The organism is Singulisphaera acidiphila DSM 18658, from assembly GCF_000242455.2.
GTDB classification, from domain to species: Bacteria; Planctomycetota; Planctomycetia; order Isosphaerales; family Isosphaeraceae; genus Singulisphaera; species Singulisphaera acidiphila.
Window position 1 is genome coordinate 5,121,186 of the sequence record NC_019892.1, and the last position, 18,175, is coordinate 5,139,360.

Sequence of the window (18,175 nt, forward strand, 5' to 3'; positions counted from 1 at the left end):
CCCTGCCCGTGAGCCAAGCGAGAGGGGGCGGTCACCGGCTTTCCTTGATCCCGCGATCGGCCGACGCACCTGCCGCCAACTCCTCAGCGTCCGCGGGGCTCGGGTTGAGGGTCAGACGCTTTCACTTTGACCATCGCCCGGAATTGCTTCCAGGTGATGATCTCGATTCCGAGCCGCTTGATCTCGGCGGCCGTGGCCGGGTCGGTGAAGATCCGCCGGTCGCCGTCGCGGCGTGGGGCGCTGTCCGTCACGGCGCGGAGTTCCTCGTCGTCGTAGCCGCAGTGGACGATCAGTTGGCTGACGCCCGGCGGCAGCTCGCGCAGGGCTTTCATGTAGCTCTCAAGGCGTCCCTCGTGCGTTTTGCCGCCGTAGAATTGCTCCAGGTTGTCGAGCACCGGCAGTTGCTTCGCATCCAGGGCGGCGAGGAGCGATTTGCCGCGTTCGCGGATGGCGGGATACTCCTCGCCGATCGGCCCCTCGACCTGGCGCAGGAACAGGACGGGTAGGTCGTATTTCAGGCCGACCCGGACGTAGGCCTCGACGATGTCCGGCCGGCTGACCAGGGCCCCCATGTGGGTATCGAGGTGGCTGATCGGAATGCCCAGCGCCAGGGCCCGTTCGACCTGAGCGATCAGCTCGATCTCGACCTCCTCAGCCTTGGCGGTCCGAACCACGGCCTCAACACCGCGGTGGAGGTATCCATCGGCATCCACCAGGCTCGGCACCCGCTCGCGCCCGGCGACCGGTCCCCAGCGATAGACCAGCCACTCGGAATTGAGTGTCAGGTGGACGCCGTAGTCGTACTTGGGATGCGTCCGGGCGTACTCGGCGAACTCCTTGACCCACGGACAGGGCACCATCACACTGCAAGAAGAGACGACCCCCTCTTCCAGCGCCTGGATCGTGGCCCGATTCGCCGAGTGGCACATGCCGGCGTCGTCGGCGTGGATGATCAGGTAACGCTTCTCGTCGTTCGCCTCAACGGAAGCCGAAATGAGCGGCAGGAGGAGGGCGAACATCATCTGAGCACGACGCATGGGGGGCTCCGGTGGCCTTGGGATTTGATGAGGGCACGACCGGCCCCAGAATGCCTCGAACCCCCCCGGGACTGCAAGCGCAAATCCGTTCACGACCGAGTGTACGGGCGAACTTTCGCCTCGGATGACCGGCGCGAGAATGGCCGCAGGGGCGGATCTGACGAGCCCTGTCCCATTCACGCTCCATCGCCGTACCGATCGGGGGGAGACTACCCCGGCTGCCTGCCCGCCGGATTTCGGGGGTGGGTGGGGTCGACGATTTCACGCCCGGCCGGGAGCCCTTGCCCCGGCCTTGGCCCTCCGGAGAGGTACAGTCATGGCTTCCCTCAGTGCAACGCTGCTCGATTCCTTCGTGGGCAAGAGCGTCGAAGACCTCTGCCCGCTGGGCTTCGGCAAGGTGAGCGACGACCATAACCACTGCGCCCACTTCGTGGGCCACGTGCTGAAGCTGAATAGTTCGGTGACCACCGGCCTGACCTGCGCGGGGATGGTGCACGCCGGCAAGAAGCATCCGACGGCCGGCGCCCTCATCCGGGTCAACGATATTTACAACTTTTGCGCCGACCTGGACGATCCGAACCCCCTGGGTTGCCTGGCCTATTACACGCTCAAGAGCAACATCGGGGCGGACGGCCTGATGGGCACGATGAGGCAGAAGCATGTCGGGATATGCTTCGAGGGGCATGTTTATAATTACGGAAATCGGAACGACAAGGTCCGCAAAGACAAGGTCGGCGACCTTGCGAACCTCTATGGGAAGGCCACGATCACGCGCTACACAATGCTGCCGATGGGCCACACCGTCTTGACGCTCGACGAGATCAAGGGGCTAGTCCCGAAGTGAGCGGCGTTCCGCCTATTCAGAATGAGGGCTACTGCGCCCGTTCCTTGGCATCGAGCACTTGATCCAGGACGAATTCGAACGCTTCGGATGCGTCGGCGTAGTTCGTCGCGTGTCCCCCCTCCGGCTTGTGGATCGACCGCACCGCGCGGTTCTTCTCCTGCAACCGCTGGGCGAGCCGCCGTACGCTGTCGGGAGGCACGATCGTGTCACGGCCACCGGTCGTGATCGCGACCGGCATCGTCAGCTTTTCGGCAGCCAGTTCGGCGGAGCGTTTGCGGTACTCGTCGGGCCTGTCCTGCTTCGACCCGCCGAACGAGGCCGAGATCGCGTCCGGGAACCCGGTGAACTCCACCAGGTTCGCGGTGCCGTTCATTGACACGACACCGTCGATCAGGTCGGGATGCAGCGAGGCGAACGTCAGGGCCGCCGTGCCGCCCATCGACCCGCCGCAGATCACGAGCTTGCCCACCCGGAACCGGCGCCTCAGATCCTCGATGATCTGAACCAGGTCGGCCTCGGCCGCCGGCCCCATCCAGGACGTCTTTCCGCGATAATCGGGCGAGACGAAGATCATTCGCCGTTTCGCGGCGGCATCGCGTGCGGCCCGGCACTCGTCACGGCCGTCTCTCACGAACTGCCAGCGGTCTGACCCGTGGCCATGGAGCGCGATCAGCACCGAGACCTGCGCTGTCGGTTGAGAACCGTCGGGCATCACGATCACGTAACGCTGCTCGCTTCCGTCGACCTTCGCGGCGAACGCCACGTCGATGGGCTCGGCCGCGACGACCGCTGCTGACGCCACCACCTCGGAAACAGCGAGAGCCAAGAGGAAACGAGATCCATGGCGGGTCATTCGAGAGCGTCCTTACTGTCTTTTGGATTGTTACCGGGCCGGTCAGACTCCGAACAATTGCGATCTCAGAGACTACGACTTCGTCACTGCCTTGGCTCAGCGATGAATGGCGGTAGGCCCATCGCACCCGCAGATGACGGCGATATCCACCATCAAGTGTTTGCGATTGCGCGTATGCCGGGGATCGGAGAGTGATTCGACGTAAGAGCCGATGGAACCGACATCGACGAGCTTGGCCATGGGAGGCGTCCTGGGATCGGTCAGTGTCGGCCTCCCCACACCGAAGTGCAGCAAGCCGATCACGATGACCGATTCAAAAGATATCGAACCACGGCCCGTCGCGCCAGACTGCTCAGGCCGCACAGTTATGCACGCTGGCCCTGGGGCTAGGGCGATCAGGCACTCCTGCAGTTACTGCAAACCGAATAGGGGCACCCCAACGGCGGTGGCGGCTGCTTTTAACTTGTCGTCCAGCGTCGCCAACGGCAGACCACGCCTCATGGCGAGTTCGAGATAAGCGGCGTCATAAGCCGTTAGATTCTGTTCACGTGCGAGGCTCAACGTCGAATTCCAAGCGTGGAGGTTGGATTCCTCATCAACGGTGATCGGCAGTGCCGCCAGATTCTTAATGAGCCTTGCTGCCTGGGTCTGCGTCGAGCGTTTGCGGCGCTCGCCCATAATCAGTGTGTTGGCGACTTCGAGCGGCCAATTTGAGGGGACGTAAGCCATCTGGTCGGGCAATTGCCGGGCAACGTCGTCGGCGTACTCGCTGCTCTCGTCGGCAAAAAACCAGGCCATGACGATCGAGCAATCCAAGATCATCCCCTCCTTGGGAGCTTTGGCGACTCCTTTCTTTTTGCTCAAGGCCGTCCCTCCTCGATCATTTCACGAACCGTGAGGTTATCGCCCAAAACCGGGCCGTGCTGGTCACGGAAGGCAAGCATTTCCTCGATGACGGTCTTTGTATCCCGCTTGGGCACTGGCTGAGCGGGCGACAAAATGGCCACCGGCTTCCCACGTTTGGTGATGGTGATCGTTTCGCCCTTCTCCACCTCGCTGAGCAGTTGGGGCAGGTGGGTTTTCGCTTCGTATGAGCCGACAGATTTCATTAGGAGTACCTCCCTGTTCAGACTGGTCTAGTGTGTCAAGACCAGTCTAACTTGAATCGCCTATCTTGCCAAGCGACATTTTCTGTACGGCTGGACAGATCACTGCGAATGGGCGATCTTAGCCGGGTGATTGCCAGCCGAACCATGGCGTCGTTCTGACCGCCGAGGGCGGCCTCCAAAGAAAGCCTTGCGGGTGACGTCGATCTTGCCGCGTGCCTGGCGAGGTCGTCGGAGGCGGATTCGAGGATGTCGTCGGTCAGCGGGCCAATCAATCAGGGACTCAGAAATATTTCACTGCGGCGCGCGAATGCCTTGGGAGCGACTTCACCGCCAGGAGGCCTGACGATGAGCATAGAGGTCACCGTAGTCGGCGGAGCGGTCGCCGCCGCCATCGTAGCGGAATTGCAGAGGCAAGAGGAAGAAGAGATGACTCCCTACAGCGACAAGGACCTGGCCGAGGGCTGGGAATTCAAAATCGTGCGCTCAACTCTGTGGGGGTTCCGCAAACCAGAGCAGCTCCGCGCGGTGCTTGCGGAGGAGAAGAAGGGAGGGTGGGTACTTGTCGAGAAGTTCGATGATTCACGCATCCGCCTCAAACGTCCGGCCGGGACAAAGATCGAGGAGCGGGATTTCGAGGACGGGTATGACCCTTACCGCAGCACGACATGGGTCTCGGGTGAGAACCGACTGTTGATCGTCGCGATCGCGGCAGGTGCTCTGGCTTTGTTGTTCATCGGTACCGCCGTCACATTCATCGTAAGCCGTTGAGCAACGGGTCGCTGATTGATCGCTCTTTACCGATTGGACATCTGGCCCTCAAGCGACATCGCAACTGGACCTGATGCCGGTCAAGAAGTTGCGAAGGGTCGTGGCTTCCATGCGAAGTTTGTGGGCCTCGCTGGGACCAAGAATCTCGTAGTCACTGTCGGGCAGGCGGTCCGCCTTCCGCCTCGAATCAAGAACTTCCGCCGCTCCGCCTCCGAACGGGCTTTATGTTTCCCCTGGTCCGTGGCCTGCGACATCGAGGGCGGACGAGCGGACGTGGGCCGTCAGGAGCACGATTGGCGGCCGGCGCCGACCAGGTGGGTCAAGAATCCCTGGGCGGTCTCGGACAGGATGCACCCTTTGCGATGGATGAGGGAAAACCGTCTCTTCATGTCCCGTCCGACCAGGCGAACCATCGAGAGCAGGCCCGCCGAGACCTCCCACTGGATGACGCTCTTCGACAGGACCGACACGCCCAACCCGGCCTCGACCGCTTTCTTCACACCCTCCATGTTGCCGAAGTCGAGGACTTCCGTCAGCCGCGTGCCGTTCCGACCGAGCCGGTCCTCGACGACCATCCGGGTCCCCGAGCCGATGGCGGTCGCCAGGAACGGCTCTTCGCGCAATTGCTCCGGGCGTATCCCCCGCGTCTGCGACGCCCACCTGTGCCCGGCGGGGACCGCCACCACAAGGTCGTCCGAGAAGAATACGGTCGCCACGAGCCGGTTGTCTCGGATGTCATGACCGACTAACCCGACGTCGAAGCTCTGGTCCAGGACGCGGGTCTCGACGGTGGCTGCGGGGAAGATCTCGAGCGTCGTCCTGACCTCGGGGTGGAGCGTTCGGAAGGAGGCCAGCAGCCCGGGGAGGATGTACAGCCCGGCGGTGAAAGTCGCGGCGAGGGGCAGGGTCGGCGCCGCATCGTGCAGCTCCCTGAGCCTGTCGTCCGCCCGGCCCAGGCAGGCCATGACCTCGCGGGTGGCTTCGTAGAGGATATGGCCCGCCCGGGTGAGGGCGACCGCACGGCCCCGCCGCTCGAACAGGGCGGCCCGGTAGTGTTTCTCCAATTGCTTCACATGCTTGCTGACGCCTGGCTGAGTCAGGTGTAGCACGCCGGCCGCTCGGGTGAAGCTCCCCTGACTGGCGACGGCGTGGAACACCCACAAGAGGTTGAGGTTCACCCTGTTGAACTGCATATGAAATTCCATCGATGAGCAGAGACCGCTGGCGGGACACGGCTCAACCATAACTGTAAGTGATGGGAACCATCGAAACAAGTCATTGGACGCATCCTCCGGTGGGCCCGTATGCTTACCTCAACATGGGCCATACGCCGTGCGTCGGTGTAGGCCATGCCATCGACGGACAGCCCGAGGAGTCGGGAGTTCCCATGAAAATTGTTATTTTATCAGATGTGCACGGTAACTATGAAGCACTCCGGGCTCTGCCTGAAGAATATGACGAACTGTGGGTGCTTGGGGACCTCGTCGGCTACGGACCTCAACCGTGTGAGGTCATTGACGAGGTTCGCGCCAAGGCTAAGCTCACCGTCCGCGGGAACCATGACCACGCGGCCGTCCATCCCGGCGACCGGCGGTGGCGGCCTCGCTATCGGGCGACGGCCGAGGCCACCTGCCGCTACACGGCGTCGGTGCTGGACGGGGCCCAGCGGGGCTACCTGGGGGGGCTTCCTCTGTGGGCTGAATCCGAGCGGGACGGCACCCGGTTTTACCTGACGCATGCGACGCCTTCCGATCCCCTCTACGGCCGGTGTGCGACGGTCGAGGCGTGGGCCGAGGAGGTTGGGTTGGTGACGGCGGACGTCGTGCTCGTCGGCCACACGCATACCCCCTCCGTCCAACGGATTGGCGGCCGATTGCTGGTCAACCCGGGCAGCCTGGGGCAGCCCAAGTCCGGCCGATCCGCAGCCTGCTACGCCGTCTGGCAAGACGGACGCATCGACCTTCGGTCGTTCGAATATCCCGTCGAGGCGACTGTCGAGCGGCTCCGAGCGTTGCGGTTCCCTCGGGACGTTGAGGAGGGCCTGGTGAGGACCCTTCGGACGGGTATCGACGGCTTGGCCATCGAATCGAGCGATGAGGGAGGAACACTAAAATCCCCTGAGGATGGGTAGCGTCCGTCAATCCAATCCAAAATCTCGACAGAGCAGCGGTTGAAGCCTTCTTTCGTGGGCAGCGGATGCCGGAAACGATTCGGCAATTGACGGTTTGATTGGCCCAGCATCTTCCCAGGCCCCGCCCACCACCCCCCGCCACGACCACCACGGATTCTGCCGAAGCGCCCGGAATTGCCGGGTTTCCGGTTCTGCAACCGAAGCGGTCCGAGCCGTCGCCCAGGCAAAGGCGTCGGCCTCCCCTGGGCCGTCTGCCAGCACGGTCGGGCTGGGCTTTACAAACCCGCCAGGACTCCCCGCTCTTCCCTCTGGTTTGGCCCTGCGAGCAAACGAGCAAAGGCCGTCAGGGGCACACTGGGGCATGCATTGCACATTGAATCCTGTTATCAGAATTTGGTAGATCCCTTGGTTTCACCCAGAAGACACAACAATGGCGATCGCTCACGCTCATCTCGTCGATCCCAACGTTACGCGATGCGTCCGGCGCGCCTTCCTGCTCGGCGAAGGCGGCTCTGACCGGAAGCTGTGGATCGAAAATCGGCTTTAGGAGTTGGCCGGCCTTTTCTCCATGGCCGTCGGCGGGTTCGCCGTGCGCACCGGCCGCTCGGCACTCTGTGGCTTCGGAAAGCGTTCACGCGGCCGGGGCCGCTGCATCGCGAGGCAGGCATCGGGCGCCGGCTACGATGACGCGTGGTACGACCAGCCGCCGAACATCCACACGAAGCCCAAGCTCAGTAGACTGTAGCTGAGACAATTGCCCAGGACGACGGGCATGACGATATGACGGAGGCCCGCCCGCTTTCGGACTGGGAGGAGGGTGACGGTTTCGATGATGGCGCTAACGATGCCCGCCTGGAGGAAGCTATATCGCGCGAGGCGCTGCCATTGGGGGCCGCGATCGAGGATGCCGTAGCCATGCTCGTCGGGGTTGACGACGACGAGGCCGGAGCCGACGTAGAGCCGGGGCGAGAGCCAGGTGCCGATGACGTACGAAGCGATATTCATGACGAGGACGCAAGCGACGATCGCCTTGAATGATACGGAGCTGTTGAATGCCCGCAGGATCGCGCCTTCCGCGATCAGGACGCCGAGCGCAAGCGGGGCGAGGATGATCCAACTGAAGTAAGCGGCCTGAAACGCGTGGAAGATGACATTTGCAACCAGCATGGGGACACGACTCCGACGCCTAACAACAGAACTCAGCGGACCACCTCGTCGAGCTGACCTTTTGGCCGCCATCGCCTTCCCTTTTCTTACGCCCGATCGCAACCAGGTCAAGCCGTCCTTGTCTGCTTCGGTCCGACACAATTGACGCGTATTCTGAGACCTTCTCGAACGCATCAGGGGATAACCCATTTGCTGCGGCCGGTTCAGCGGAATACGTCGACCTTTCCCACCTGAATGTCCTTGAATTTCTCTTCGGGTTTCTCGGCAAGCTCCTTCGTCAGGTTTGTAAACTTCCCTTGGTCCACCCGACCCGCGTCGCGCAATTCGCGATCCCTGGCCGCTGTTTCAATGGCATGGGTGTCGAAAAGAGATCCTATTCTGAACGGGGCGCTGCCGGGGTGCAAGCGTCGGTCCGACACACCGCAAGCGATTAGGACAGGCTGCGCTGGCGAACGCAAAACGTCGACCGCCGGTGTCCGTTTAGAGTCTGTCCCATCCATAAGGGTGATAGGCAGCTCCGCTCGCGTTAGAATTACTGGATGCAGGTTGCGTTCTACTGCCATATATTCTCTTGGCGATGAGGGGATACGATCCCGTGGACGAATCCGACTATTGGGGGAGACTCGAGTATCGCGTCTGCCACGAACTCGCCGGGCTCAGTCACATCGTCGGTCGCCTTTACTGGTGTGATGGCTTCGTGCCGGACCAATACATCCTCGACGGCCCGAGCCCCTGCATTCTCGGCCGTGCCTGGTTGGTGATCGGTTCCAACTATGATGAGCTATGGGCGTTTACGCTGCTGCTCAATCGGTCGGTACTCTCAGTTGAGGAAATCGATTGGTCCGCACTACTCCCGGCCGACGATGTGACGCGATGGCTCACTGTCGACCGAAAGCGCAAACAACTCATCCTCGAACCCTCGGTTGCCGTTCCCGACAAGGCACCCCCTACTCTCGGGGTCAAGTTCAGCGGCATGGATCGTCCCGGCGGGCGGGCCTTTTGAATATCGACATCATGCCGCCAGCGGCCTCGGATAGTGGAATTCAGCGCCCACGTCCGAGGGCTCAAGGCGATGGAGCATCAGCTGGATCATCGCCAGCTTGATGAACGCCTCCGACGACAGGACGGTCTTCTCGCGGTCTTTGGACAGCCGCCTGCAGAGGCCCAGCCAGGCGAACGTCCGTTCGTTCGTCCAGCGGATCGGCCGCTTCACCCAACCTCGCTTCCCCTCGGGGCGACGGATGATCCGAAGGTCCCACCCCGCGTTCTCATCGACCCACCGGTAGAGGTCGAAGTTGTGATACTTGGAGTCGGCGAACATCCGTGTCACCTTGCCCACCGGTTGATCGGCGAGCCGGGCGAACAGCGTCGGGGCGGTCGCCCCGTCGTCCGCCGAGGCCGCCGTCACCAGCACGGCCAGCAGCAAACCCATCATGGAATCCACGACGATGTGGCGTTTCCGCCCGTCCACGTTCTTGGCGTTGTCGCGGCCTCGCTCCTCACCGCCGGAGGTCGCGTCGACCGACTGGCTGTCGACGCTGGCGGTGGTCCGGGGCTGATAGGGCTTCTCCCGGGTTCGGACCTTGCGGACGTCGGTCTTGCGGGGGCGCCCGCCGGGGTACACGGGGATGAAGGGTGCGATCAGGGCCCATTGCTCGTCGGTGACGTCGCTGGGGTAGTGATGGGTTCTCATCCCCTTGCTACGTTGTCTAGCACCCACTTGTTCCACTTATGGGACGGACTCTTTAGAGAGAGCAGCATAGCGACGAGGTTGCCGGCCACGGCGCCGGCGATGGCGGCAAAGGCCGTCTTCCGCCCCGAGTTCACGGCATCGCCCACGATATAGGCCACCCCTGGCTCGGGCAGGGTCGTGATAAGCAGTGCAGCCGTCAGGAATACCCAGGGCCAGCGCACATCAAATTCCCCTTGTTTTAAGGGAAAAACCGACTTGTTATCCTCGTCAAAGGCCCTTTTTGCAGGGCTGTTTTTGCAAAACCCCCTTGTTTTCAAGCAAATTAATGTGCGCTGGCCCTGCAGGAATACCAACCTGCGACTCGGGTCGATCCTCTGCGTATCCCTGATCGGGGGGACGGCCCGGCGCCGAGCCAGCAGGTCATCCCCCCGGGACCCTTACAGTTGCCGCAAGAACGCCACCAGGTCCTGCTTTTCATCGTTCGTCAGCTTCAGCTCGAGGACGAGATTGAAGAACTCGACGGTGTCTTCCAGGGTCAGGCAGCGGCCGTCGTGCATGTACGGCGGGCTGTCCTTGATGCCGCGAAGTGTGAAGGCCTTGATCGGGCCGTCGCCCGCCTCGTGTTCCAGGAAGCGCTCCAGGTGCAGGTCGTGCATCTGATTGTCGAGGTACGACGGCGCCGGATGGCAGGCCGCGCACTGCGCCTTGCCGAAGAACAGCGTCTCGCCACGCCGCTCGCTCTCGGTCGCTTTCTCCGGGTCGAGGCGTCCCAGCGAGGTCAGCTTGGGCGCCGGCGGGAACGCGAGGATGTTCTGCATTTGGGCCATGTGCGACACCTGGATGCGATCCAGGATGTTCAGCCCTTTCTTGAACGCGTGGATCTCGTCGCCGTTGAAATAGGCCGTGCGCTGCTCGAACTCAGTGAAGTCCTCGACCGAGCGCAGGCTCCGCTTCGCCCCGTGGATCTGCTGGTTGAACAGGCCACGCAGGCTCACCGTATCCAGCCGCATGCGTCGCTGCTCGGGCCGGGTGTCGGGGTTGATGTGGAACTGCCCGCTGGTGTGTCCGTTGACGTGACAGTCGAAGCAGGTTACTCCCAGGCTGGGCTCGACGGTCTTGCGATCGTCGGTCGGATTGAACTCCTCCTGGGGGAACGGCGTCAGCAGCAGGCGCAGGCCGTCGAGCTGCACCGGCGTGATCAGGTCCTTGAACAGGCGGTAGTAGTTGTTGATCGAGACGACCTCGCCGCGTGAGACGTCGCCCAGCTCGGGCCGGGTCTGGAGATACATCGCGGGCGGGAACTCGGGCAGGAAGGCCTCGGGCAAATCGAACTCGACGTCATAACGCTCCAGGCGCGGGAACATCTTGATCTGCATCCTGGGAAAGACCTGACCACCCAGCCCGCCCCCCTGCGCTGGATGGGGCAGCGACTTATATGGGAAGATGTCCCTGCGGCGGATCTCCGCCGGGCTCAACGCGGCCAGCGCCGCCCAGTCCATCCCCTCCGGCAGGCGGGCCGTGGGCCCCACCACCAGCGGCTTGCCCCGCGACATCGTGGCCGTCGAGTCGAGCTTGGGCTCGAGTTTGTAGCGGCTCTCGAGCAGTTTTCGCTGCCGCTCCAGGACCGCGGGCTTGTTGGCCACCGCCGCCTTGTAGACGTCCTCGAAGGTCATCCCCGGACGCGATGCGCCCAGAGGGTCGCGGTAGAAGTCGAAGCCGTTCATGCCACCTTGTTCCGGCTGGTCGCCCAGGGACCCCGAGGAAGGAGTTGCCTTGCTCGGCGCGAAGATGTCGGACAGGTCATGTGCGGTCTTCTTCTGTTCCGGCCGCTCCTTCGGGACGTCCTGAGGCGTCTGGGCTTCCGCGATGGCGTCTCTCGGCCCTCTGGATGGCGAGGGAATCGCGTTCTGGCCGGCCGCGTAGTGCCCCCAGAGTGCGAGGCCGCCTACGAACAAGGCCGAGACGACTCCCGTAGCGAGACATCGTGGCGTCAGCATAGGTTCACCTCTGTTGTCGTGAAGATCGTCCGTAATTCGCGGGTTACCAATCCGCGCTCCCGTTACGGAGCGTGGCGAGTGGGCATCGAACGCGATGAGCCCCGCCGGTCAACCGCCGAGTGGGTTGGCGGCGATGAAGTCACAGAAATTCGGCCGGCGGTAGCCGGGTAGCGTCCGTTCCAGCACGTCCGTGTTCATCGTCCCGAAAGCGGTCGCGGGCTTGTGGGCGAAGCCGTCGGAGAACGCCTGGACGATCCCTCGCTTGAAGTCGATTCGCGGGTATGCGGCAAGGACAGCGTCCCGGTCGCCAGCCGGGATCTCTCCGAGGCCATCGCCGAGAACATCCGCCTCGACTCCACCGGTGACCAGGGCGATCTCTGGGCGCTTGTGCCAGGGGATCTCGGGTGTCGTATGCAGGGCGATCGCGTCCCACACGACGTCGACCGACGCTTCGTCGATGCCGTTGGTCCGCAGGAATTCTCGGGCCGCGTTCGCACCATCGATCTCGAACCGGTGGTCCTGGCTGCGATACTTCGCGGTGAGCCCGAGATCGTGGAAGACCGCACCGAAGTACAGCAACTCCTGGTCAAACGTCAGCCCACGGTGACGGCCCCGGATCGCTCCGAAGAGGTAGACCCTCAGAGAATGGGCGAGAAGCAATTCCGTGCCGTGCTCCCGAAGCAGATCCGTCGCCTCCCGGGCCAGCTTGCTGTCGGGGATTCGGATTCCTGCGATGATTTCAGACATGATTCATCTCCTGTTCTCGGTTCGGTCAGGTGTTCAATGCATCAATTCTCGGCGGCGGCTATCCGGCCGGAGCGGCCCGGAACCGAACGCGGTAGTCGCTGGGGGCAATCCGAAGCACCCTCAGGAATGAGCGTCGCATCGAGTCGGCGCTGCCGAAGCCGCACTCGCAGGCGATCTTCTCCAGGCCGCCCTCGGATTCCTCAAGGCGGCGGCGGGCCGCCTCGACCCGCAGCCGCTCGACGAACCGCGCCGGGGTCCGGCCGATCTCGCGGAGGAAGACCCGCGCGAAGTTCCGCGGACTCATGTGCATCTGCCTGGCGAGCGCCTCGACGGTCAGGTCCGCGGCCAGGTTCTCGGCCATCCACGCCTGGAGTTCTCGGAGCGGCTCGCGGTCGGCCGCCTGCAATTCCAGCAGGGCGCTGAATTGCGACTGGCCCCCGGGCCGGCGGACGAACATGACGAGGTGGCGGGCGATCTGAAGGGCGACGGCGCGGCCGTGGTCTTCCTCGACCAGCGCCAGGGCCATGTCCATTCCCGCCGTGACGCCGGCCGAGGTGTAGACGTGGCCGTCGCGGACGAAAATCGGGTCGGCCTGGACGTCGACCTCCGGGTAGCTCCGGGCTAATCGCCCGCACGATCCCCAGTGGGTCGTCGCCCTGCGGCCGTCGAGCAGGCCGGCCGCCGCCAGGATGAAGGCCCCGGTGCAGACCGAGCCGATCCGCCGCACGCGGGGGGCCATGCGGCGGAGCCAGGCGAGAAAATCCGCATCGCTGGCGACGTCGAAGACACTGTCCCCGCCGACGACGAGCAGCGTATCGACGCTCCCCCGGAGGCGGGCATAGCTGCGGTGGGCAACCAGGCCCACTCCGCTGGAGGTGATGACTTGCAGGTCCGTGGTGGTCGAGATGACCTCGACGAGGTAGCCGTCGGCCCTCGCGCCGTCGCCCTCCCCCCGAACCTGTTCCAGGGCCGCGAAGACGGCGCACGGCCCGGCCACGTCCAGGAGTTCAGCCTGCGGATAGGCCACGACAACGATCCGCCGTGGCAGGACCCGCGCCTCCTCCTCCTCCGGTTTGCCTTCTCGATCGCCGCGCTTTGCCATGACCCACCTCCGATGCAGAGACCTGTCGTTGTTTAGGAATCATAGCGCGGCCGGACCGTGTCCGAAATGACAAAGATCCAGCAGTTTCTGCCAACTGCGGCTGGGGGCATGGACCGCCCCGTCGATGACGCTGAACCCTCGTCAAACGTGGTTCGGACGCGGCGTTCCGGGTCGGAGATGCCTCGTAACAAGAAGAGATCGTGAGTCTTTCATGAGAAATAATCATGACGCTTGGAATCCGGGCGATAGACGGTCATACTCCCACCGCGTGCCCGCGTGTGGATCGCGGGCAAGGGCGGGACTCCGGCCTCCGGCTCGGGGGCGAGGAGGATGGTCGAGGTACGCGACCCAACGACCGCCACACCCAACTTGCAGGCCAGGTGAGAGGCTGGGAGTGACACCGATGCGCTACGACTGCCTGGTCATTAGCGACCTGCATCTCGGCAGCGACGTCTGCCAGGCCGTGCTCCTGGAGCAGTTCCTCGAGTGGGCGGTCGAGAACACCCGCGTGTTGGTCATCAACGGCGACATCTTCGACGACCTCAACTTCAAACGGCTCTCGAAGCGGCACTTCGCCTGCCTCAAGATCCTCCGCCGCAACTCCGACCGCGACGACCTTCGCCTGGTCTGGGTCCGTGGCAACCACGACGGACCCGCCGACGTCGTCGGGCACATCGTCGGCGTCCAGGTCCTCGACGAGTACGTCTTCCGAAACGACCGGCTCCATCTGCTCGCCCTCCACGGTGACCAGTTCGACCGCTTCGTCAACGACTACGGCTGGCTGACGGAGATCGCCTGCGGGCTGTTCTACTACGTCCAGAAGTGGGCGCCTCACCAAACCGCGCGCTACCTCCGGCGGGTCTCCAAGAAGTGGCAGCGCAGCAGCGTCTCGATCCGCGACGGGGCTGTCGCTTACGCGGCGTCGAAGGGCTTCCGCCACGTGACCTGCGGCCATACCCACCTGCCCGGCATCGAGCAGGTGGGCGATGTGCTCTACGCCAACAGCGGTACGTGGACCGAGCAGCCACCCTGTCCGTTCGTGTCGGTTCGTGGCAGTGAGGTCCGGCTGGAATACTGGCCGCTCGCTACCGACGAGCCCGCCGCCTCGGAACTCGCGCACGCGATGGCGCGGTCTGATCTTTAACGCGACCCTTCGAATTCGTTTCCCCAGACCACCCGACTTCTCCCTGTCCGAGGCCACGACACACCATGAGCACTACCGAGGTCCACCATGCCTACAACGACGTCGTCGCGACCCACTACGACCTCGATCCGCAGGGCGTGATCGGGCGGTCCCTCGACCGCGGCATCGCCCAGATGAAGGAGGAAGGCCTGCTGGACGGCGGGGATCTGCGTGTCCTCGACGTCGGCATGGGGACGGGCCTCTTCCTCGAGAAGCTTCGGCTCGCGTCCGGCAGCCCGATTGTTCCCTTCGGGATCGACCTTGCCGAGAACATGCTGGAGGTCGCGCACCGGCGGATCAAGGGCCTGGAGGCGGTGGTCGGCGATGCCTCGAACCTGGACGCCTTTTTCCCGGGCCGGGAGTTCGACTGCGTCTGCACACATTTCGTCACCGGCTTCGTATCGATGCGCGTGCTGGCACCCCAAATCGCGCGCAAGCTCCGGCCAGGCGGCTACTGGTCGCTGGTCGGCGGCACGAGGGCGGCCTATCCGGCCTTGCAGGCGAAGGGGGATTCAAAACTCCTCCGCTGGCTCACCGGCGCCGGCTCGCGCCAGGTGGACGACACTGTTCTGAACCCGGCCGACGAGCGCGAAGTCGCCGAGGTCATGGGCGCCCAGGGCCTCGACGTCATCCGGACCGAGACCTTCCAGCCGCCCCTGGCGTTCGAGGACTTCGACGCCTTCATGGAATTCGGCTATCGCGGCGGCTGGCTGACGCCTCTGATCGAGAGCCTCGGGCTGCACCGCGCCGGGGCGGTCAAGCGTTGGGCCCTCGACCGCCTGGTCTTCCCGGTCCAGGATTCGCACAACATCGTGGCCGTGCTCGGCCGCAAGCGATGAGACCGTCGACGGGCGGCGCGACCGCTCACCGCCTCCAGTCCCTCGGGCGGAACACCAGGTAGTTCAGGCAGATCGGGACCTCGTAGAACAGCAGGATGAGGTTCAGGTCGCGCCCCGGCGGGAAGCGCCGGTTGAAGTCGGACATGTCCGCGGCGATGGTCCAGACCTTGTGCCCCCAGGCCTGGACCTTGTAGCCGATCGGGGCCAGCAGGAGGAACAGCGGGGCCGCCCACCCCGGCACTGTCGGCAGCGCCACGACGCTCCCCACGAGCAAAGCCAGGAACGCCGCCGTCGCGAGGATCACTCGGGGCGGCGAGTGCATGCCGATGACGAGCAAGTAGGCCGTGGCCAGCCCCACCGGCACCCCCCACGGCGATGGGACGCCGACGAGCCGCGCCCCCTGAGTGAGAAAGGCGTAGACGCCGAACCAAAGCATGGCGAGCGCGAGCAGATGGTTGATGTTGATGCCCGCCTGCGAATGCCGGCCGAGGTGCCGGGTGTAGAGGCCCTCGAAGTCAACGTGAAGCAAGCTCAACGGCCGGGCGGTCCCTGTGCTCATGGTCTGCCTTTCGGATTGGGGATGGTCTCAACATGCTGGCGAGCCCCGCGACGATCACTCGGGGGAACGGACGCCCCAGGACGTCGATGATCGTCTCGCAGGCCCGGTCGATGTCTTCGGGGCTGACGTTCAACGGCGGGGTGAACTTCAATGTGTTTGGCTCGTACTGACAAAAGCCAGCCAATACGGGGGATCGCTCGTGCCGGAGCATGGCCAGCAGGTACGACGCGCCGAGCCGCTTGCGCAGCCAACGGCGCGGCCCCCCTCGCGCGTCCAGCTCGATGGCGATGAGCAGCCCGAAGACCCGCACGTCGCTCACGCCCCTGAGCGGGGCCAGCCCGGCCCGGAGCGCCTGCTCGAACCTTGACCCGGCCTCGGCCACCCGCCCGGCGAGCCCCAGCTCCTCGGCTGCCCGGAACGCGTTGAGCACGGTCCGGTATCCCAGCTCATACCCGTAATGGCCCTGGATCGTTTCCACCAGCCCCGCACCACGGTCCGCGAGCGATTCGGCCACCTCGTCCGAGTAGAGCGTCAGGGAGAAGGGTAACATCATGTCCGACGTCCCCTTGCCCAAGAGCATCACGTCCGGCGTCAGGCCGAACACCTGCGATTGGCTGAACGGCCCGGTCCGGTACAGGCCCGTCTGCACCTCGTCCACGATCAGCAGGTAGCCCCGGCGTTTCCGTCCCTCGTCGAGGTGGCGCACCAGGGGCTCCGGAATGCGCCTGACCCCGCCCACCGACTGGATGAGCTCGATCTGAACTGCCGCGTAATCATGCTTATCCAGGAGAGTGTCGATTTGCTCGCGGGCGTCAGGGGCGAAGGGGTCGACGTAGTGGACCTCGGCGAACAGGGGGCCGATGCGTTCCTTGTAAGAGGGGTTGGCGGTCCCCGTCAGTGAGAACAGCGTCTTCCCCCCGAACCCGGCCCTCAGCGCCAGGACGTGCCGCCGGGGGAACCGCGCGACGAGGGCCGCCTTCAGCGCGTTCTCGACGGCGGTGCCGCCGCTGACCGCAGGCAGGACGTTCCCGAGGCCGGTAAGTACCTGGAGGCGATCCCGGAGTTCGGCCTGGGGAGAACCGAGGCCGCCCACCGGAGACGTCAAAGCTTCCGCGTAGCCCGATGGGTTGTGCCCACGGAGGCTGCACGCGACGCCGCTCACGAAATCGAGGACGGGGCGTCCGTTGACGACGACCGAGCTGCCGACGGCCCGTACGTCCGCCGTCTCGAACCCGGCGGTCCGGATGACCCGGTAGAGCGAGGGGTTGTAATAATGCCGGAACGCTTCCCCACGACGGGTGAGGTTATCAGCAATTGCCAGCAGTTCATCGGCATGACGGCGGAAGAATTCCGGGTCGGTCGCCGCCATGACGTTCATGAAATGCCGGGCCGAGACCGTATTCGGCTGGAAGGTCGTCGAGTGGAACGTGCTCTTCCCCATTCGATTCCAGGCCGCGAACATCGACCGCCGGGCCGTGAAGGCGCCGAAGGGGACGGCCCGGCCGGCGAACGACTCGTCAAAGACGACCAGATCGGGGACGACCTCGCGCAAGACCCCCCGCGCCCCGCCCCGCAAGCGCGCCAGGCTCTCACGATCGACGCACGTGACGACTGCCGGCTGGTGACGACGCACGAGCTCCCCGATCGCCTCCGCGTGCGTGTCCAGGAGGCCGTCATCCCCGGCGACCAGCACGAGCGGGTCGATCACGACCCCATCGAAATCACCCGATCGGAGCCGCTCGGCAGCCTCGCCAAAAGCGCGACGACCGATCACGCGCACTCCCGGCAAGAACTCGACGCGATGCCCATCCGGCAGGTCCCAGTCGGCGAACCCGACCAGGCGGTCAGCGGGGTCGAGCACGAGCCCGACCCGGATGCCGTCGACGGCCCCTCGGTTGTACCTTACGAGCTTGATCGCGCCGCCGAGCGCCTCCTCGAGCCCGTTCGCCAGGAACGACTGGAACTCCTCACCCCCGCCCGCGGCGCGGCCCGACGGGTCCGTCCACGTCGTGCGGACGTAGCGGTCGAGGCAGAAGCAGGCCTGGGCGATGTGTGGGTTCAGGTAGAGCCTGAGCAGGTTCGGCTCCTGCTCACGCAGCATCGACTCCAGCGTCTCGATAGCAGAGGGTAGCGATTGCATTCGTGG

At 64.3% G+C, this 18,175-nt stretch carries 20 protein-coding genes; 6 read left to right on the forward strand and 14 right to left on the reverse strand.

What is annotated here, in order from left to right:
* Nucleotides 1-83 precede the first annotated feature (83 nt).
* Entirely contained in the window at nucleotides 84-1,037 is a 954-nt protein-coding gene (locus SINAC_RS20120) for a polysaccharide deacetylase family protein (protein ID WP_015247440.1), read from the reverse strand.
* Nucleotides 1,038-1,353: 316 nt separating this feature from the next.
* Between SINAC_RS20120 and SINAC_RS20125 the strand changes: the two genes are divergently transcribed.
* Nucleotides 1,354-1,881 (forward strand): hypothetical protein, encoded by a 528-nt coding sequence (locus SINAC_RS20125; protein ID WP_015247441.1) that lies wholly within the window; start codon nucleotides 1,354-1,356, stop codon nucleotides 1,879-1,881.
* A 28-nt stretch (nucleotides 1,882-1,909) separates the two neighbouring features.
* Here SINAC_RS20125 and SINAC_RS20130 read toward each other — a convergent pair whose 3' ends face one another.
* The 4 genes from SINAC_RS20130 to SINAC_RS20140 all read right to left on the reverse strand — a co-directional run bounded on the left by SINAC_RS20130 (nucleotide 1,910) and on the right by SINAC_RS20140 (nucleotide 3,843).
* Nucleotides 1,910-2,734, reverse strand: coding sequence for an alpha/beta hydrolase family protein (locus tag SINAC_RS20130; protein ID WP_015247442.1), 825 nt, complete (start codon nucleotides 2,732-2,734; stop codon nucleotides 1,910-1,912).
* Nucleotides 2,735-2,830: 96 nt separating this feature from the next.
* Nucleotides 2,831-2,974, reverse strand: a complete 144-nt coding sequence (locus SINAC_RS38925; RefSeq protein WP_015247443.1) for a DDE transposase family protein — start codon at nucleotides 2,972-2,974, stop codon at nucleotides 2,831-2,833.
* 171 nt (nucleotides 2,975-3,145) lie between these two features.
* Nucleotides 3,146-3,556 (reverse strand): type II toxin-antitoxin system VapC family toxin, encoded by a 411-nt coding sequence (locus SINAC_RS20135; protein WP_026012196.1) that lies wholly within the window; start codon nucleotides 3,554-3,556, stop codon nucleotides 3,146-3,148.
* Nucleotides 3,557-3,594: 38 nt separating this feature from the next.
* A complete protein-coding gene (locus SINAC_RS20140; protein WP_015247445.1) occupies nucleotides 3,595-3,843 on the reverse strand; it encodes a type II toxin-antitoxin system Phd/YefM family antitoxin in 249 nt (82 codons plus the stop codon).
* 246 nt (nucleotides 3,844-4,089) lie between these two features.
* Here SINAC_RS20140 and SINAC_RS20145 point away from each other — a divergent pair, with 246 nt between their 5' ends.
* Nucleotides 4,090-4,611: a hypothetical protein gene (locus SINAC_RS20145; RefSeq protein WP_237722916.1), complete on the forward strand. Its 522-nt coding sequence runs from the start codon at nucleotides 4,090-4,092 to the stop codon at nucleotides 4,609-4,611.
* A gap of 281 nt (nucleotides 4,612-4,892) precedes the next feature.
* On the opposite strand, the gene SINAC_RS20150 is transcribed toward SINAC_RS20145, so the two are convergent.
* On the reverse strand, nucleotides 4,893-5,804 hold the full coding sequence (locus SINAC_RS20150; protein WP_015247447.1) for a LysR family transcriptional regulator: 912 nt from the start codon (nucleotides 5,802-5,804) through the stop codon (nucleotides 4,893-4,895).
* A gap of 194 nt (nucleotides 5,805-5,998) precedes the next feature.
* Here SINAC_RS20150 and SINAC_RS20155 point away from each other — a divergent pair, with 194 nt between their 5' ends.
* Nucleotides 5,999-6,742, forward strand: coding sequence for a metallophosphoesterase family protein (locus SINAC_RS20155; protein ID WP_015247448.1), 744 nt, complete (start codon nucleotides 5,999-6,001; stop codon nucleotides 6,740-6,742).
* 678 nt (nucleotides 6,743-7,420) lie between these two features.
* Here the strand turns inward: SINAC_RS20155 and SINAC_RS20160 are convergent.
* Entirely contained in the window at nucleotides 7,421-7,909 is a 489-nt protein-coding gene (locus SINAC_RS20160; RefSeq protein ID WP_015247449.1) for a hypothetical protein, read from the reverse strand.
* Nucleotides 7,910-8,504: 595 nt separating this feature from the next.
* Between SINAC_RS20160 and SINAC_RS20170 the strand changes: the two genes are divergently transcribed.
* Nucleotides 8,505-8,912: a hypothetical protein gene (locus tag SINAC_RS20170; protein WP_015247451.1), complete on the forward strand. Its 408-nt coding sequence runs from the start codon at nucleotides 8,505-8,507 to the stop codon at nucleotides 8,910-8,912.
* 9 nt (nucleotides 8,913-8,921) lie between these two features.
* Here SINAC_RS20170 and SINAC_RS20175 read toward each other — a convergent pair whose 3' ends face one another.
* The 5 genes from SINAC_RS20175 to SINAC_RS20195 all read right to left on the reverse strand — a co-directional run bounded on the left by SINAC_RS20175 (nucleotide 8,922) and on the right by SINAC_RS20195 (nucleotide 13,448).
* Entirely contained in the window at nucleotides 8,922-9,602 is a 681-nt protein-coding gene (locus SINAC_RS20175) for an IS5/IS1182 family transposase (RefSeq protein WP_015247452.1), read from the reverse strand.
* Nucleotides 9,599-9,955, reverse strand: coding sequence for a hypothetical protein (locus SINAC_RS20180; RefSeq protein WP_020467588.1), 357 nt, complete (start codon nucleotides 9,953-9,955; stop codon nucleotides 9,599-9,601). Before SINAC_RS20180 ends, SINAC_RS20175 begins: the two co-directional genes overlap by 4 nt.
* 84 nt (nucleotides 9,956-10,039) lie before the next feature.
* Nucleotides 10,040-11,599, reverse strand: coding sequence for a hypothetical protein (locus SINAC_RS20185; RefSeq protein WP_015247454.1), 1,560 nt, complete (start codon nucleotides 11,597-11,599; stop codon nucleotides 10,040-10,042).
* A gap of 108 nt (nucleotides 11,600-11,707) precedes the next feature.
* On the reverse strand, nucleotides 11,708-12,346 hold the full coding sequence (locus SINAC_RS20190) for an HD domain-containing protein (RefSeq protein WP_015247455.1): 639 nt from the start codon (nucleotides 12,344-12,346) through the stop codon (nucleotides 11,708-11,710).
* A 58-nt stretch (nucleotides 12,347-12,404) separates the two neighbouring features.
* Nucleotides 12,405-13,448: a GlxA family transcriptional regulator gene (locus tag SINAC_RS20195; protein ID WP_015247456.1), complete on the reverse strand. Its 1,044-nt coding sequence runs from the start codon at nucleotides 13,446-13,448 to the stop codon at nucleotides 12,405-12,407.
* A 403-nt stretch (nucleotides 13,449-13,851) separates the two neighbouring features.
* On the opposite strand from SINAC_RS20195, the gene SINAC_RS20200 reads away from it, so the two are divergent.
* Both SINAC_RS20200 and SINAC_RS20205 read left to right on the forward strand, forming a co-directional pair.
* Nucleotides 13,852-14,592, forward strand: coding sequence for a UDP-2,3-diacylglucosamine diphosphatase (locus tag SINAC_RS20200; protein WP_015247457.1), 741 nt, complete (start codon nucleotides 13,852-13,854; stop codon nucleotides 14,590-14,592).
* A 65-nt stretch (nucleotides 14,593-14,657) separates the two neighbouring features.
* Nucleotides 14,658-15,470 (forward strand): class I SAM-dependent methyltransferase, encoded by an 813-nt coding sequence (locus SINAC_RS20205; protein WP_015247458.1) that lies wholly within the window; start codon nucleotides 14,658-14,660, stop codon nucleotides 15,468-15,470.
* A 25-nt stretch (nucleotides 15,471-15,495) separates the two neighbouring features.
* On the opposite strand, the gene SINAC_RS20210 is transcribed toward SINAC_RS20205, so the two are convergent.
* Both SINAC_RS20210 and SINAC_RS20215 read right to left on the reverse strand, forming a co-directional pair.
* Nucleotides 15,496-16,029, reverse strand: coding sequence for a hypothetical protein (locus SINAC_RS20210; RefSeq protein WP_015247459.1), 534 nt, complete (start codon nucleotides 16,027-16,029; stop codon nucleotides 15,496-15,498).
* Complete coding sequence (locus SINAC_RS20215; protein ID WP_015247460.1) at nucleotides 15,986-18,169, reverse strand: aminotransferase class III-fold pyridoxal phosphate-dependent enzyme; 2,184 nt, start codon at nucleotides 18,167-18,169, stop codon at nucleotides 15,986-15,988. The genes SINAC_RS20210 and SINAC_RS20215 overlap by 44 nt, the downstream gene beginning before the upstream one ends.
* Nucleotides 18,170-18,175: the final 6 nt, after the last annotated feature.